The organism is Croceibacterium salegens, from assembly GCF_009827435.1.
Taxonomy (GTDB): domain Bacteria; phylum Pseudomonadota; class Alphaproteobacteria; order Sphingomonadales; family Sphingomonadaceae; genus Croceibacterium_B; species Croceibacterium_B salegens.
This window is the reverse complement of the sequence record NZ_WTYM01000046.1, coordinates 44504-59039: the sequence shown is the minus strand read 5'-3', so window position 1 is coordinate 59039 and position 14536 is coordinate 44504. Positions and strand designations below refer to the sequence as shown.

The 14536-nt window shown below is 67.4% G+C and carries 16 protein-coding genes; 10 read left to right on the top strand and 6 right to left on the bottom strand.

Annotated features, from left to right (window positions below; translation table 11 throughout):
- Positions 1-5 precede the first annotated feature (5 nt).
- Entirely contained in the window at positions 6-1226 is a 1221-nt protein-coding gene (locus GRI89_RS18035; protein ID WP_159795768.1) for a S8 family serine peptidase, read from the bottom strand.
- Between the two features lie 84 nt (positions 1227-1310).
- On the opposite strand from GRI89_RS18035, the gene GRI89_RS18030 reads away from it, so the two are divergent.
- Both GRI89_RS18030 and GRI89_RS11945 read left to right on the top strand, forming a co-directional pair.
- A complete protein-coding gene (locus GRI89_RS18030; RefSeq protein ID WP_328598233.1) occupies positions 1311-1802 on the top strand; it encodes an RNA polymerase sigma factor in 492 nt (163 codons plus the stop codon).
- Positions 1799-2488: an anti-sigma factor family protein gene (locus GRI89_RS11945; RefSeq protein WP_159795765.1), complete on the top strand. Its 690-nt coding sequence runs from the start codon at positions 1799-1801 to the stop codon at positions 2486-2488. The genes GRI89_RS18030 and GRI89_RS11945 overlap by 4 nt, the downstream gene beginning before the upstream one ends.
- Positions 2489-2786: 298 nt before the next feature.
- Here the strand turns inward: GRI89_RS11945 and def are convergent, their stop codons facing one another.
- The gene (gene def, locus GRI89_RS11940; protein ID WP_159795762.1) at positions 2787-3356 is read right to left on the bottom strand and encodes a peptide deformylase; all 570 of its coding nucleotides are present in this window, start codon (positions 3354-3356) and stop codon (positions 2787-2789) included.
- Between the two features lie 141 nt (positions 3357-3497).
- A complete protein-coding gene (gene recR, locus GRI89_RS11935; protein ID WP_159795759.1) occupies positions 3498-4094 on the bottom strand; it encodes a recombination mediator RecR in 597 nt (198 codons plus the stop codon).
- Positions 4095-4190: 96 nt separating this feature from the next.
- Between recR and fmt the strand changes: the two genes are divergently transcribed.
- Both fmt and truA read left to right on the top strand, forming a co-directional pair.
- Positions 4191-5117: a methionyl-tRNA formyltransferase gene (fmt, locus tag GRI89_RS11930; protein ID WP_159795756.1), complete on the top strand. Its 927-nt coding sequence runs from the start codon at positions 4191-4193 to the stop codon at positions 5115-5117.
- Between the two features lie 124 nt (positions 5118-5241).
- Positions 5242-5988 carry a tRNA pseudouridine(38-40) synthase TruA gene (gene truA, locus GRI89_RS11925; protein WP_159795753.1) on the top strand — a complete coding sequence of 249 codons (747 nt, stop codon included), beginning with the start codon at positions 5242-5244 and terminating at the stop codon, positions 5986-5988.
- On the opposite strand, the gene GRI89_RS11920 is transcribed toward truA, so the two are convergent.
- A complete protein-coding gene (locus tag GRI89_RS11920; RefSeq protein WP_159795750.1) occupies positions 5985-8183 on the bottom strand; it encodes a transglycosylase domain-containing protein in 2199 nt (732 codons plus the stop codon). The genes truA and GRI89_RS11920 overlap by 4 nt on opposite strands.
- 168 nt (positions 8184-8351) lie before the next feature.
- Between GRI89_RS11920 and GRI89_RS11915 the strand changes: the two genes are divergently transcribed.
- Both GRI89_RS11915 and GRI89_RS11910 read left to right on the top strand, forming a co-directional pair.
- Positions 8352-9272: a TauD/TfdA dioxygenase family protein gene (locus tag GRI89_RS11915; RefSeq protein WP_159795747.1), complete on the top strand. Its 921-nt coding sequence runs from the start codon at positions 8352-8354 to the stop codon at positions 9270-9272.
- Between the two features lie 103 nt (positions 9273-9375).
- Positions 9376-10488: a zinc-binding dehydrogenase gene (locus GRI89_RS11910; protein WP_159795744.1), complete on the top strand. Its 1113-nt coding sequence runs from the start codon at positions 9376-9378 to the stop codon at positions 10486-10488.
- Between the two features lie 13 nt (positions 10489-10501).
- On the opposite strand, the gene GRI89_RS11905 is transcribed toward GRI89_RS11910, so the two are convergent.
- Positions 10502-11485, bottom strand: a complete 984-nt coding sequence (locus GRI89_RS11905) for an AAA family ATPase (protein WP_159795741.1) — start codon at positions 11483-11485, stop codon at positions 10502-10504.
- A gap of 77 nt (positions 11486-11562) precedes the next feature.
- Between GRI89_RS11905 and GRI89_RS11900 the strand changes: the two genes are divergently transcribed.
- Positions 11563-12204 carry a glutathione S-transferase family protein gene (locus tag GRI89_RS11900; protein ID WP_159795738.1) on the top strand — a complete coding sequence of 214 codons (642 nt, stop codon included), beginning with the start codon at positions 11563-11565 and terminating at the stop codon, positions 12202-12204.
- Here GRI89_RS11900 and GRI89_RS11895 read toward each other — a convergent pair.
- Positions 12201-12890: a winged helix-turn-helix transcriptional regulator gene (locus GRI89_RS11895; protein WP_159795735.1), complete on the bottom strand. Its 690-nt coding sequence runs from the start codon at positions 12888-12890 to the stop codon at positions 12201-12203. The two genes, GRI89_RS11900 and GRI89_RS11895, sit on opposite strands and share 4 nt — an antisense overlap.
- An 80-nt stretch (positions 12891-12970) precedes the next feature.
- Between GRI89_RS11895 and GRI89_RS11890 the strand changes: the two genes are divergently transcribed.
- Genes GRI89_RS11890 through GRI89_RS11880 form a run of 3 tightly spaced genes read left to right on the top strand, consistent with a single transcriptional unit; the run spans position 12971 to position 14524 of the window.
- Positions 12971-13408 (top strand): VOC family protein, encoded by a 438-nt coding sequence (locus tag GRI89_RS11890; RefSeq protein WP_159795732.1) that lies wholly within the window; start codon positions 12971-12973, stop codon positions 13406-13408.
- A gap of 29 nt (positions 13409-13437) precedes the next feature.
- The gene (locus GRI89_RS11885) at positions 13438-13848 is read left to right on the top strand and encodes a DoxX family protein (RefSeq protein WP_159795729.1); all 411 of its coding nucleotides are present in this window, start codon (positions 13438-13440) and stop codon (positions 13846-13848) included.
- Positions 13849-13852: 4 nt separating this feature from the next.
- Entirely contained in the window at positions 13853-14524 is a 672-nt protein-coding gene (locus GRI89_RS11880; RefSeq protein ID WP_159795726.1) for a glutathione S-transferase family protein, read from the top strand.
- Positions 14525-14536 lie beyond the last annotated feature (12 nt).

The following is a 14536-nucleotide window of genomic DNA, read 5'->3' as shown; positions in this document are numbered from 1 at the left end:
TCGCATCACCGGCCGCAGCCGCGGCACAGCAGGCCGCGACCGAACTGCTTGTCCGCCCCGCGCGGGCCGAGGTCTTCGGCCTCGCGGTCGAGCGTCGTGCGCCAGCTGCCGCCCGCGTCGAGCGCCGCCGCCAGCCGTGCAGCGACCAGCGGCGTGGCGAAGGAGGTCCCGCGCACGGACTTCGCCTTGCCGTTGCGGTTGGCGGCGCGGATGTCGGCCCCGGGAGCGGCATAGTCGAGATGCAGGGCATTGCCGGCCTCGATCAGGGGGCGGCCATGGCCATCGACTGCGGTGACCGCGACGACGCCGGGATAGGAGGCCGGGTAGGACGGCGGTGCGGCGGGCCCGTCGTTGCCGACGGCGGCGACCACCACCATGCCCGAACGGCTCGCCCCGGCAATTGCCTTGGCGAGGACCGCGTTGTTTGGCCCGACGAGGCTGATCGTCGCCACCTTAGCGCCGCTGCCCGCGAGCCAGTCGAGCGCGCGGGCGATGGCCAGCGCGTTGCCGCCGGCCGGATCCTTGCCATAGACGTCCGCCGCCAGCACGCGGCGCACACCGGCCCCGCCGAGCAGCGAGGCGACGGCGCTGCCGTGGTCGCTGGCATAGGGCGCGCCCTTGGCGAACCCGCGCTGTGCGGCGACCGCAACGCCCTTGCCCGGCGCACCGTCGATCATGCCGACGGTGGTGGCGATCGTAGCGATGCGCGTGCTGGCGCCGGCCGAGGCGGCGAGCGCAGCGCCGGATTCGAAATAGATATTGTCGGGTGCGATCTGGGCGCCCGGTGCGGCCTTGGCCAGAAGCTCCTGGGCGGCAGCCAGTTTCACACCCTTTGGCAGCTGCACCCTGGCCACTTCGAGCCCAAGCGAGCCGAGCCGTTCGTGGCCGACGACGCCGAACCCGGCATTCGCCACTGCGTCGAGCGTCGCCTTGACGGGATCGAGCAGCAGCAGTTCGCCGCGCCGCGCCGGTGCGCCGCTCGCATCGGCCTCGACCGTCTCGCGCTCGCGCTGCAGCAGGCGGTCGATGCGTGCCTGCCGCAGGTCGAGCAAACGCTCGGCGGTCTCGCGGACCGTCTCGGTCGTGTTCTCCAGCGTGCGCCCGACCACCTCGCCGGGCAGCGACACCTGCGGCAGCGACACGCCGGGCACCGCAAGCTGGGCCGCCGCGGGGATTACCGGCAGCAGTACCGCGAGGGCGATCAGGGCTGGGCGAAACAGGCGCAACGGTTCTTCTCTTGTGATTTTTCCTTAAGCGTGGATGAAACGCGCGAACTCAGCCGTTTAATCCATGCAACGAACGAGGCGACAATAGCTGACGACGGATTCGAGCAGGGTGTCATGGCGTTGCTGCCGCGCTTGCGGCGCTTCGCGATGAGCCTTGCGCGCCATCCGGCGGACGGTGACGACCTGTGCCAGGCCACCATCGAGCGCGCCCTGACGAAGCGCCACCAGTGGCAGCCGGGCACCCGCCTCGATAGCTGGATGATGAAGATGATGCGAAATATCTGGATCGACGAGACTCGCGCCTGCAGCCGCCGCGGCGAGACTTTCGTGGCTGAGGAAGCCGGCATGTCGGTCGGCGGCGACGGAGCGCAGGAAGCCGCCGTCGCGCTGAGCGATATCGACCGCGCATTGCGCACCCTGCCCGACGAACAGCGCGAGGCGGTGCTGCTGGTGATGGTCGAAGGCTACGCCTACAAGGAGGCCGCCGAGATCGTCGATTGCCCGGTCGGGACCCTCAATTCGCGGCTGGTGCGCGGGCGCGACGCCCTGCTCGCCAGGCTTGGAGAGACGCCATGAGCGTGAGCCCCGAAGAACTGGCCGCCTTCGCCGACGGCGAACTGGCCGAGCCGCGCCGCTCGCAGGTCGCCGCCGAAGTGGCGCAGGACGAGGCGCTGGCGGAAGAGGTGCGGCGTCACACCGAACTCAAGGCCATGCTCGGCGCGCATTTTGCCCCGGTCCTCGACCAGGCCGTTCCCGACCACCTCGTGCAGACGCTCGGCGGCGGTGAGGCGAAGGTGGCCGACCTCGCGACCGCGCGGCAGGGCCGCGAGGCAAAGCGGGGCATTCCGCGCTGGGGCTGGATCGCCGGCCCGGCGCTGGCCGCATCACTGGCCTTGGCGGTGTTCCTGCCCCGCGGCGGGTCCGGGCACTATGCCGGAGATGAGGTCGCCGCGGCGCTCGACGGGCAGCTGGTGGCGACGCAAGGAGTCGTGGAGCCGGTGAAAGTGTTGGTCAGCTTCCGCGACAGGGACGGTGATTATTGCCGCGCCTTCAGCGGCGTGGCGCAAAGCGGCATCGCCTGCCGCGACGAGACCGGCTGGAAGCTGGAATACGAAGGCGAGGGCCATTCATGGAACGGCACCGAGTACCAGATGGCCGGGTCCGGGAACGCCGACCTGCTGGCCAAGGCGCAGGAAATGGCCGCCGGCCCGGCGCTCGACGCGGCGGGTGAGGAGGAGGCTAAGGCGAAGGGCTGGCGCTAGGCCGGTCCTAACCCGCCGGACGCTTTCCCCGAGGCCGGCGGCAGGGTCACAAGGTTCTCACCTGTGACCCTGTGCCGGAATCCAACATTACCTTGTTTTCAGTACGTTACAGGAGAAATGGCTGCAATTCGCTGGGTCACACCCACGGCGTTTCGAAAAAAATCGTGTGGCCTTCACCCGCTCGAGCGACTTTGCGCGAGGCGGACAAAAGGGGGCAGGCACGAAACGGCATCGCCGCGAGCATGCAGCGAACGAAGGGCTGTAGGAAAGTTCTTTTTTCGGCCCGGGCCGAGGCGGCTCAGGCCGCCTTGCGGATCTTTTCGAGCTTCTTGAGCGCCATCTGCCGCTTGAGGCGGCTGAGGTGGTCGATGAACAGGATACCTTCAAGGTGGTCCATCTCGTGCTGGATGCAGACCGCCATCATTCCTTCCATGTCCTCCTCGTGGGTCTTCCCGTCGAGGTCCTGCCAGCGCACCCGGCAGCGCGCCGGGCGGTCGACGTCGGCGTAGATCTCGGGGACCGAGAGGCAGCCTTCCTGGTAGGTCTTGAGGTCGTCGGACGGATCGAGGATCTCCGGGTTCACGAAGACCCGCGGGTCGTTCTTGACCGGGCGGTGGAAGTGCTTCTCGCCGCCGTGGTCGTGGCATTCCTCGGGTTCGGCATCCATGTCCTCTTCCTGCAGGTCGATAACCAGCAGGCGGATCGGTTCGCCGACCTGGATCGCGGCAAGGCCGATGCCATGCGCGGCGTACATCGTTTCGAACATGTCGGAGACGAGCGTCTTGAGCCCCTCGTCGAACCTGGTGACGGGGGTCGATACGGTCTTGAGCCGGGGATCCGGCACTTCGAGGATTTCAAGGATGGCCATGGCGGGAAGATAGTTCCGACCGACGAATGATTCAATCCGTGGCGGGCCCACCCCGAACCCCTCCCGCTTGCGGGAGGGGGAGCGAGACTTGCCCGAGCTCCGGACTTGTTCCGTGGCGAGGCTAGTCGCTGCGGGGTGGGCTTAGCCCACCGGCCGCCGCGCCCGCAGCGCTTGCGCCAGCGTGCCTTCGTCGAGGTAGTCGAGCTCGCCGCCGACGGGCAGGCCGTGGGCGAGCTGGGTGATGCGCACCGGGTAATCGCCGAGCCGCTCGGCGATGTAGTGCGCGGTGGTCTGGCCTTCGAGCGTGGCGTTCATGGCGAGCACGACCTCGTCGATCCCGCCCGCCGCGACGCGTTCGATCAGCGCGCCGATGCTCAGGTCCTCGGGCCGTACGCCTTCGAGCGCCGAAAGACGCCCGCCGAGCACGTGGTAAAGGCCGGTGAACAGCTTGGCGCGGTCGAGCGCCCAGAGATCGGCGACGTCCTCGACCACGCAGAGCTGGCGCTGGTCGCGGCGGTGGTCGGCGCAGATGCCGCAGGGGTTGCGGGTGTCGACGTTGCCGCAGGTCTCGCACTCGACCAGCGTGTCCTGCACCGCGGCGAGCGCCTCGACCAGCTGCACCAGCGAGGTCTCGCGGCGCTTGACCAGCCACAGCACCGCCCGCCGCGCGCTGCGCGGACCGAGGCCGGGCAGGCGGGCGAGAGCTGCGCTAAGTGTCTCGATCTCTTGCGATGCCATGACCAGCCCCCTATCCGCTCGGGCTGAGCTTGTCGAAGCCCGTTTGCGCCCTTCCGGCGTCCTTCGACAAGCTCAGGACGAGCGGGTGTGGTTTCGATGCGCATAGTCTTCATGGGAACGCCGGACTTCTCCGTGCCGACGCTGCGTGCGCTGCACGAGGCGGGGCACGAGATTGTCGCCGCCTATACCCAGCCGCCGCGCCCGGCGGGGCGGGGCAAGCAGGAGCGCAAGTCGCCGGTCCACCTCGCAGCCGAAGCGATGGGCATTCCGGTGCGGCCTCCGGTCACCCTGCGCGACCTCGAGGCCGAGGCGGATTTCCTCGCGCTCGAGGCGGAACTGGGCGTGGTCGTGGCCTATGGTCTGATCCTGCCCAAGCCGATCCTCGAAGGGCCGGTGCACGGCTGCCTCAACGCCCATGCCAGCCTGCTGCCGCGCTGGCGCGGGGCGGCGCCGATCCAGCGTGCCATCCTCGCCGGGGACCACGTCACCGGGATAACCATCATGCAGATGGAGCAGGGGCTCGATACCGGCCCGATGCTGGCGACGGCGCGGGTGCCGATCGAGGACAAGACCGCGGGCGAACTGCACGACGAACTTTCCGAAATCGGCGCGAACCTGCTGGTCGAGACCGTCGGGCACCTCGGCGAACTCAAGGCCGAACCGCAGCCCGCCGGGGCGACCTACGCTGCGAAGATCGACAAGGTCGAAGCCCGCATCGACTGGCGCAAGCCGGCCGAGCTGCTCGAACGCGAAGTGCGCGCCTTTGCGCCCTTTCCCGGCTCGTGGTTCGAGCTTGACCCCGGATCGGGGGCCGGGGCAGGCGGCGAGCGCGTAAAGGTCCTGCGCGCCCACGTCATCGGCGCCAACGGCGCGACCGGAACCGTGCTCGACGAGCAACTTACGGTGGCCTGCGGCAACGCCGCCTTGCGCCCGCAAGTGGTTCAACCCGCCGGCAAGCCGCCGATGGACGCCGCCGCCTTCCTGCGCGGGCGCAGCGTGCCGATGGGGACGGTTCTCAAATGAAGACCAAGACCTCGTCATTGCTAGGAGCCCCGGGCTTGTTCCGGGGCGACGCGGCAATCCAGAGCGGCGCGCGCATCCGCCCTGGATTGCGTCGCTACGCTCGCAATGACGAAGGCTTGCGGCCATGACCCGCTTCGCGCTGACTCTCGAATTCGACGGCGGACCGTTCATGGGCCTGCAGCGCCAGGACCACGGGCCGAGCGTGCAGCAGGCGGTCGAGGCGGCGGCGAAGGCCGTCACCGGCGAGACGGTGACGCTGCACAGCGCCGGGCGGACCGACAGCGGGGTCCATGCGCTGGCGATGCGTTGCCATCTCGACATCGCCAAGGTCATCGAGCCGTTTCGGCTGATGGAGGCGCTCAACGCGCTGTTGCGGCCCGACCCGATCGCGGTGCTCGCCTGCAAGGTCGTGCCCGACGACTGGCACGCGCGGTTTTCCTGCATCGGCCGGGCCTACGAATACCGCATCGCCAACCGCCGCGCGCCGCTGACGCTCGAGCGTGGGCACGCCTGGCACATCGCCCGCGAGCTCGATGCCGAGGCGATGCACCGCGCGGCGCAGGCGCTGGTCGGGCGGCACGATTTCACCACCTTCCGCTCGGCGCATTGCCAGGCAAAGGATCCGGTCAAGACGCTCGACCGGCTCGACGTGCGGCGCGTCGCCGATCATGTCGTGATCGAGGCCGAGGCGCGCAGCTTCCTGCACCGCCAGGTCCGCTCGATGGTCGGCACGCTGGCGCTCGTCGGGCAGGGGCAGTGGACCGAAGCGCAGGTAGCCGACGCGCTGGCGGCGAAGGACCGCACCGCGCTTGGGCTGAACGCGCCGCCGGAAGGCCTCTACTTCGTTCGCGCAGTCTATCCGGAGGATTAAGGCGGCGCGGCCTGCGGCGTGGCCGATGGCGCCGGCTGGATCTGCACGCCGTTGCCGTCGATCCTTATCCCGACCGGCTCGCCGTCGATCTGGCCGTTGATGGTTGCTCCTTCGCCGTCGATGTTGAGCGTCGCGCCGCTGTCGCCGAGCGGAATGTCGCCGACGTCGGCAACGTCGAGCGGCTTGACCGGGCCCTGCGGGTTGGGCCGCGAAGTGGGCCTCGGCGCGACCTTCTTGCCAATCGCCTGGGTCATGAAATCGCGCCAGATCCGCGCTGGCGTCGTGCCGCCGTAAACACCGGGCATTGCCGTGTCGTCGTCGTTGCCGACCCACACGCCGACCACCAGGTCCCCGGCATAGCCGACGAACAACGCGTCGCGGTGGTCCTGCGTGGTCCCGGTCTTGCCGTAGTTCGGGATCGACAATTTCGCCGCGCGCCCGGTGCCTTCGTTGACCGCCTTGCGCAGCAAGTCGTTCATGTCGGACTCCGTCCTGGACGAGAAGCTGTCCTTGCCGTCGAATAGTCTGCCGAAGAATCCCGGGTCCTTGACCGGGAAGGCTGTCGGCTTCACCGGGAAGGAATTGCCCGCCACCCCGGCGTAGGCCGCGGTCAGCTCTAGCAGGTTCATCGTCGAGGTGCCGAGCGCGAGGCTCGGGTCGCCGTCGGCGAGGTCCGAGGTGACGCCGAGCTGGCGGGCCATGGCGATCACCGCCTTGCTGCCGATCTGCTGCTGCAGCCGCACCGCTGCGACGTTGCTCGAATGGGCGAAGGCGTCGGCCAGCGTTATCGTCGGCTGGTACTTCCCTTCGGCATTCTTCGGGCGATAGGCCCCCTCGGTAATTTCCGAACCGTCGATGGTGTCGTCGGGATGCATCCCGGCGTCGAGCGCGGCGAGATAGACGAACAGCTTGAAGGTCGAACCCGGCTGACGCTGCGCCTGGGTGGCGCGGTTGAAGGCGGACTGGGCGTAATCCTTGCCGCCGATCATCGCCACGACCTCGCCGTTCGGATGCATGGCGACGAGCGCGACCTGCGCGTTGCCGAGCCGGGCGCGACTTATGGCTTGGCGCGCCGCTTCCTGCAGGCGGGAATCGAGCGTCGTGGTCAGCGTCTGGCGGGAATAGCCAACGTCGCTCAGCGTGCGTGCCTCGGGCAGGGCCCAGTCGGCGAAATAGGTGCCCGTGGGCAGGTCGCCGTCGAGGTTGCGCACGTCGAGCCGCGGCGGCTTCATCGCCTTCGCCTCGGCTTCGGTGATGTAGCCGGCGGCGACCATCGACTTGACCACGAGCTGCATGCGCCGCTCGGCACGGTCGTAGTGTTCGGTCGGGGCATAGGCGGAAGGGGCCTGCAGCAACCCGGCCAGCATCGCGGCCTGGTTCGGCTTCAGGTTCTCCGGCTGGCGGTAGAAGTAGTGCAGGCTGGCCGCGCGCAGCCCGTACATGTTGTCGCCGAAATAGGCGTTCGAGAGATAGCGCTCGAGGATTTCGTCCTTGGTCAGCCAGGCTTCGAGCCAGAAGGCGATCAGCGCCTCGCGCGCCTTGCGGGTCAGGCTGCGCTCGGGCGTGAGGAAGGTGAACTTCGCGAGCTGCTGGGTGATCGTGCTGCCGCCGCCGGTGCCGGTGAAGGCAGCGCGGGCGATGCCGCGCGGATCGACACCCCAGTGGCTGTAGAACCGCCGGTCCTCGGTGGCGAGGAAGGCCTCGACCACGTGCGGCGGCAGCTTCGAGACGTCTACCGGCGCCTCCACCACCGCGCCGTTGCGAGCGATCGGGGTGCCATCGCTGGCCAGCAACGTGACCTGCGGCGGGGCGATCGGCTGCAGCGACTTGGACAAGGGTGCGGTGATCGCCAGCCAGGCGACGAGCACGATGAACAGCGCGATGATCGCGGCGACGATGCGCGCCGCCCACCAGCGCTTGCGCCGGCCTTGCCAGTATTCGCGGGTCCACCACGGCTGCCGTTTGCGTTCCTCGACCGCGACCGAACGGTCGAGCTGGGCGAGGCGGCTATCCCAGTCGGCCCACGCCGGGGTGGCGCTGCGCGGCTTGCCCGAGCGGTAGAGCAGGTCGCCATCGTCATCGTCGTCGTCCCACGCGCGGCCGGGCGCGTCCTGCAACGGGAAATACCCGCCGTGGCCGTTCGCCGGCTGATGTTCGGGGGAATCCTTGCGCCTGAAGATGCGGAACATGCCCATCGCGCGCTGTGTTAAACGAACAACACAGCCTTTGCGAGAGGGCGATGAATCGAAACATTGAACCGCCGGTGCCGCCGCCAGTTTGACCTTGTGCGCCGGCAGTCTGGCCGTTAGGCAAAAATCGCTATACTTAGCATTCTAATTAAGCCAGCCATGGGATCAGGCTCCATGAATCCCCAAGTCGAATTGCTCGAACCGTGCGGCGCTATGCTGACCGATGTCGATTGTGCCCAGCTCGACACCGCGCTGGTGACGCTGATCGAGGACCTGATGCGCGAGCATGCCGTGCTGGTGATCCGCGGGAAGGGCCATCTCGACGACGAGCAGCACCTTGCCTTTTCGCGCGCTTTCGGTCCGCTCGAGCTGCCCAGCGCGAGGCCCAATGCGCACATGGCCCGGGTCGCCTTCGGGCTCTACGACGTCTCCAACCTCGGCCCCGACGGCGAGATCGCCGATCCCGACGGACCGCGGGCGAAGATCGCCAAGGGCAACGAGCTGTTTCATGCCGACTCCAGCTTCAATGACTTGCCGAGCAAATGGTCGATCCTGCGCGGGGTGATCGTCACGCCCGAAGGCGGCGCGACCGAACTGATCGATGGGCGCAAGGTCTACGACGCGCTGTCCGACGCTTCGAAGGCGCGCATCGCCGGGCTCGAGGTCGAGCACGACTACTTCCATTCGCGCCGCAAGGCCGGGGCCACGGTGCCGAGCGACAGCCCGCTCGCGCCTTACATGCGCGCCGTGCATCCGCTGGTGCGGACAAGCGCCTCGGGCCGCCCGACGCTGTTCGTCGGTGCCCACGCCGCGCGCATCCTCGGCATGGACGAGGCGGAGAGCACGGCACTGATCGAGGAACTTCTCGCCTTCGCCACCCAGCGCAAGTTCGTCTACGCGCACAAGTGGCAGGCTGGCGATATAGTCATCTGGGACAACCGCTGCACGCTCCACCGCGGCACCGAATACGACTACCGCCGCTACAAGCGCGACATGCGCCGCTCGACGGTCAACGAGGGTGGCGAGGAACGCAGCGCGATCCCGGCGCACCTGAGCCTCCAGATGCTGAGCCAGCCGCAGGCGGAGGCGCGCTAGCCGGACGCGCTTCCAAACCGAGCTCCCGCCGCCAACTTTGGTCGCCCGAATGCATTCCGCGTCGTCACACGTGCTATGGAGTATCCCTGAGAGGAGCCCCGGCATGACAACGACAGGCAAGCAGATCTTCACGACTCTCGCTTCCGACGGCACGCTGACCGTCGAAGTGGGAGAGGTCGAATTCTCCGATCCGGTCGGCAGCCAGGTGCTGGTAAGAATGGAAGCGGCGCCGATCAATCCGTCGGATCTCGCCTTGCTGTTTGGGCCGGCTGACCTGGCCACCGCCAGCTATACGCCGGGCATAGTCGTGGCGAAGATGCCCGAGCCGTTCGCGAAGGCCGCCGTGGGCCGCCACGGCCAGCGCTTGCCGGTGGGCAACGAAGGCGCGGGAACGGTGATTGCGGCCGGTGAAGCGCCGGCAGCACAGGCGCTGGTAGGCCAGCGCGTCTCCTGTGTGCCGGGCAATGCCTTCTCGCAATACGCCATTGCCGACGCGATGATGTGCCTGCCGCTCGGCGATATCTCTGCGCGCGACGGGGCTTCGGCGTTCGTCAATCCGATGACCTCGCTGGGCTTCGTCGAAAACGCGAAGATGGAAGGGCAGAAGGCGATCGTCCATTCGGCGGCCGCGTCCAACCTCGGCCAGATGCTGCTGCGCATCTGCGAGGAGGACGGGATCGCGCTGGTCAACATCGTCCGCAAGGCGGAACAGGCGGACCTGCTGCGCGACCTTGGTGCGAAGCACGTCGTCAATTCCTCGGACCCCGACTTCATGGCGCAGCTGCGCGCGGCGATTGCGGAGACTGACGCCTTCTTTGGCTTCGATCCGATCGGCGGCGGACGAATGGTCGATTCGATCTTCACGGCGATGGAGCAGGTCGCCGGCTCGCGGATGACCGATTACAGCCGCTATGGCTCGAACCAGCCCAAGAAGATGTACATCTACGGCCGCCTCGACCGCGGCGAGACGATCCTCTCACCCGCCTATGGCTTCGGCTGGACGCTATCGGGCTGGCTGCTGACCTCGTTCCTGCAGCAGGCGGGCATGGAGACCATGGTGCGCATGCGCCAGCGCGTTCTCGACGGCCTGACGACCACGTTCGCCAGCCACTACAAGCGCGAGGTCAATTTCGAGCAGATGCTCGAAAAGGATGCGGTCCTGGACTACGCGGCGATGAAGACCGGCGAAAAGTACCTGGTGACGCCTTGGGCTTGAGCCCGGCGATGGCTCAAGCTTTCGCGACGACGCTTTCGGGCAGTTCCACACCGAACACGCGCTGGTAGTACTCGGCGACCAGCATCCGCTCCGCCTCGTCGCACTTGTTGAGGAAGGTGAGGCGGAAGGCGAAGCCCGGGTCCTTGAAGATCTCGGTGTTCTGCGCCCAGGTGATGACCGTGCGCGGGCTCATCACGGTGGAGATGTCGCCGCCGATGAAGCCCTGCCGCGACAGGTCCGCGACGCGGATCATGTCGGCGAGCAGCTTGGGGTCGAGGGCCGACTTGGCCTTGACGATTTCCAGCTCGACCGGGGCGGGCAGGTAATTGAGCGCGGTGACGATGGACCAGCGGTCCATCTGCCCCTGGTTGATCGCCTGCGTGCCATGATAGAGCCCGCTGGTGTCGCCGAGACCGACCGTGTTCGAGGTCGCGAAGAGGCGGAACCACGGGTTCGGGCGGATGACGCGGTTCTGGTCGAGCAGGGTCAGCTTGCCCGCCTGTTCGAGCACGCGCTGGATGACGAACATCACGTCCGGGCGGCCGGCGTCGTATTCGTCGAACACCAGCGCCACCGGGTGCTGCAGCGCCCAGGGCAGCAGGCCTTCGCGGAATTCGGTCACCTGCAGGCCGTCGCGCAGCACGATGGCGTCGCGCCCGATCAGGTCGATGCGGCTAATGTGCGCGTCGAGGTTGATGCGGATGCACGGCCAGTTGAGGCGGGCGGCGACCTGTTCGATGTGGGTCGACTTGCCGGTGCCGTGATAGCCCTGGATCATCACGCGGCGGTTGTGCGCAAAGCCGGCGAGGATGGCGAGGGTGGTGTCCGGATCGAACACGTAGCTCTCGTCGAGGTCGGGCACGCGCTCGTCGGCCTTGGAGAAGGCCGGGACGGTCCAGTCGATATCGATGCCGAAAGTCTTGCGGACATCGACTTCGGTGTCGGGAGCGGCCATCAGCGTTCCGCCTTCGCCTGTGGTGCTGGTCATCTCGTTCATCGCGCTGGAACGCCTAGACGGGCGCGGCGGGGGCTGCAACAAGCAACTCGGCCCATTCGAGAGGAAAGAGGACCCCCATGAAGCTCTATGGATTTCCGCTGTCGCCGTTCGTCCGCAAGGTTGCGGTCGCGCTCGCCGAAAAGGGTCTCGAATTCGAGTGGGAGCCGAGTAATCCGGGTGCCCCGACCGAAGAATTCCTCAAGGTCAGTCCGTTCAGCAAGATACCCGGCTTCGCCGACGGCGACTACGCGCTGGCGGATTCGACCGCCATCGCGGTCTATCTCGACGCGAAGTATCCCGACGTCCCCCTCATCCCTGCAGCGCCCGAGGCGCGGGGCCGGGCGGTGTGGTTCGACGAGGTGGTCGACACCGTGCTGATCCCGGCGGCGGCGCCGATCGTCGTGCATCGCTTCCTGCGCCCGAAGATATTCGGCCAGCCGGGAGACGAGGAAGCGGCCAAGGCGGGCGAGGAAGCCGCGCTCAAGTCGCTCAATTACCTCGAAGGCCAGCTCGGCAACGATGGCTGGCTCGACGGCGAGTTCTCGCTCGGCGACATTGCGCTTGCCAGCTCGATCAAGACGCTGACCTATGCCGGCTGGTCGATCGATCGCGCGGCGCACGGCAAGCTCTGCGCGTGGTACGACCGGGTCAGCGCCCGCGCCGCGTGGCAGGCGATTGCGGAAAAGGAAGCGGCGATGTTTGCCGCAATGAACGGCTAGGCGATCTTTTTGGACCAGGCGAAGGCGGTAACGAAGGCGCGGGCAAGCGCGGCTTCGCCCTCGATCGCCCGCGCCGGGTTGTCTGCTAGCCAGTCGGTAAACGGCATCCGGCCGTAGAACAGCGCGAGAAAGGCATTGGCCCCTTCCGCGCTGAGGTGGAGGTCGGCCGACGGCTTTTCCCTGCGCTCGACCAGCAGCTCGCCCCCTTCGATGCGGGCGAGAAAGCTGTGCGCTCCGATGTCGAGCGAGACAGTCCGGCCTTCGAGTGCCTTGGCCGCCTCCGGCAGCAGGGAAAACTGCAGGCTCTGAACGAAGGACGTTGCCGTCATGGGCAGTGAAGGGTCGTGCAGTTTCGACCGCATGGCCCACTGGACCAGCGTGCGCAGCACCGGCGCGGCCTCCAGACCCCACTGGGTCAGTTCGTAAACCTGCACGCTGGCGGGCGGGGGAAGGGTGGTCCGGCGCAGGACCCCGGCGGCTTCCAGCCCCGCGAGGCGCTCGGTCAGGATCTTTGCGCTCAGGCCGGGCAGTTCGGCACGAATGGCCGAGAAACGCATTGGACCAAGCATCAGTTCGCGAACGATCAGCAGCGACCAGCGTTCACCGAGTACCTCCAGCGCCAGCGAGGCGCCACAGGCGTCACGATACCACTTTCCGTGAATGCTGGTTTCCTGTGGTAATTCCATAGTTGCATTAAGTAACTAAGAGGTTCACCAATAGCAAGTGCCGAGTCGCACGGCGGCTCGCGAAATCGGGGAGAAATCCGATGTCCAAGATGATCTTCGTCAACCTGCCCGTCGCCGACCTGGCGAAGTCGATGGCGTTCTACGAGGCGCTCGGCTTCGTGAACGAACCTCGCTTTACCGACGAGACGGCGGCGGCGATGCAGTGGTCCGACACCATCGTCGTCATGCTGCTGACGCATCCGAAGTGGAAGAGCTTCACCAGCAAGGCGATCGTCGACGCCAAGGCCAGCGCGCAGGTCATGCTGTGCATCGGCATCGACAGCCGCGCGGCGGTCGACGCGATTACCGAGGCGGCGGCCGGGGCCGGCGGCCTTGCCGACCCGAATCCGCCGCAGGACTATGGTTTCATGTACGGGCGCAGTTTCGAGGATCCCGACGGTCATATCTGGGAGCCGATGTGGATGGACCCGAAGATGGCCTCAGGCGAGATGGCTCCGCCGGAACACCAGCCGGCCTGATCGGGCCACGAGACGAAGGGGAGAGCGTCATGGCAAGCACCGCCTCAAGCCCGCCGAACTGGTGGCCGATTTCCGGCCGGGTGCTGTCCGGTCTCGTCATCGCTTTCCTGTTGATGGACGCCACCATGAAGATCGCCGCGCTGCCCGCGGTCGCGGAAACCTCCGCCCAGCTCGGCTGGACCACCGATGCCGGGTTCTGGCGGGGCATGGGCGTGCTGCTGCTGGCGCTGACCGCGCTTTACGCCTGGCCGCGCACCGCGATGCTCGGCGCGGTCCTGCTGACCGGTTACCTCGGCGGCGCGATCGCCACGCATGTCCGCGTCGGCAGCCCGATGTTCAGCCACATACTGTTCGGACTCTATCTCGGCGTGATGCTGTGGGGCGGCCTCTGGTTCCGCTCTCCCGCGCTGCGCCACCTGTTCCCCCTCGTGAAGGAGTAACCCGATGTCCACCCAACCCGCTCCCGTCGTCACTGCCTTCGACTGGGTGCCCGACTTCGCCAAGGGTCTGGTGCGCGACCTGCGCGTGCGCTGGGCGTTCGAGGAAATCGGCGCGCCCTATGCGATCGAGAAGTTCGGCGCCGGACAGCCGCGGCCCGAGGGCTACGTCGACTGGCAGCCGTTCGAACAGGTCCCGGCACTCCGCGACGGCGAGCTCGAGCTGTTCGAGACGGGGGCCATCCTGCTCTACCTCGCCGAAAAGCACGGCGCGTTGTTGCCGAAAGACGAGCAGGCGCGCTGGCAGGCGATCGCCTGGGTCTTCGCCGGGCTCAACAGCGTCGAACCCTCGTTCCAGCGCTACTTCGCCTATCATGTCTTCAACGCCGGCAAGGACTGGACCGAAGGCGCCAAGGAAGCCGTCGTCCCTCTGGTCCGCCAGAAACTGAAGCGGGTCTCCGACGCGCTCGGTAACAAGGACTGGCTGGCGGGCGAATTCTCGATCGCGGACATCATGATGGTGACCGTGCTCAACGGTCTGCGCGACACCGATTTCCTCGGCGAATTTCCGTCGCTCAAGGCGTATCATGCACGCGGCACCGCGCGCCCGGCCTACCAGCGGGCACTCAAGGCCCAACTCGACGATTTCACCGGAGCGCCGCCGGCCGCTGCGGCCTGACGAGGAGAAGCC

Excerpts from the sequence above, each read along its gene's own strand:
- GRI89_RS11945 (WP_159795765.1), top strand. The coding sequence starts at position 1,799 with ATGAGCGTGAGCCCCGAAGAACTGGCCGCCTTCGCCGACGGCGAACTG.
- def (WP_159795762.1), bottom strand. The coding sequence starts at position 3,356 with ATGGCCATCCTTGAAATCCTCGAAGTGCCGGATCCCCGGCTCAAGACC.
- recR (WP_159795759.1), bottom strand. The coding sequence starts at position 4,094 with ATGGCATCGCAAGAGATCGAGACACTTAGCGCAGCTCTCGCCCGCCTG.
- fmt (WP_159795756.1), top strand. The coding sequence starts at position 4,191 with ATGCGCATAGTCTTCATGGGAACGCCGGACTTCTCCGTGCCGACGCTG.
- truA (WP_159795753.1), top strand. The coding sequence starts at position 5,242 with ATGACCCGCTTCGCGCTGACTCTCGAATTCGACGGCGGACCGTTCATG.
- GRI89_RS11920 (WP_159795750.1), bottom strand. The coding sequence starts at position 8,183 with ATGGGCATGTTCCGCATCTTCAGGCGCAAGGATTCCCCCGAACATCAG.
- GRI89_RS11915 (WP_159795747.1), top strand. The coding sequence starts at position 8,352 with ATGAATCCCCAAGTCGAATTGCTCGAACCGTGCGGCGCTATGCTGACC.
- GRI89_RS11910 (WP_159795744.1), top strand. The coding sequence starts at position 9,376 with ATGACAACGACAGGCAAGCAGATCTTCACGACTCTCGCTTCCGACGGC.
- GRI89_RS11905 (WP_159795741.1), bottom strand. The coding sequence starts at position 11,485 with ATGAACGAGATGACCAGCACCACAGGCGAAGGCGGAACGCTGATGGCC.
- GRI89_RS11900 (WP_159795738.1), top strand. The coding sequence starts at position 11,563 with ATGAAGCTCTATGGATTTCCGCTGTCGCCGTTCGTCCGCAAGGTTGCG.
- GRI89_RS11895 (WP_159795735.1), bottom strand. The coding sequence starts at position 12,890 with ATGGAATTACCACAGGAAACCAGCATTCACGGAAAGTGGTATCGTGAC.
- GRI89_RS11890 (WP_159795732.1), top strand. The coding sequence starts at position 12,971 with ATGTCCAAGATGATCTTCGTCAACCTGCCCGTCGCCGACCTGGCGAAG.
- GRI89_RS11885 (WP_159795729.1), top strand. The coding sequence starts at position 13,438 with ATGGCAAGCACCGCCTCAAGCCCGCCGAACTGGTGGCCGATTTCCGGC.
- GRI89_RS11880 (WP_159795726.1), top strand. The coding sequence starts at position 13,853 with ATGTCCACCCAACCCGCTCCCGTCGTCACTGCCTTCGACTGGGTGCCC.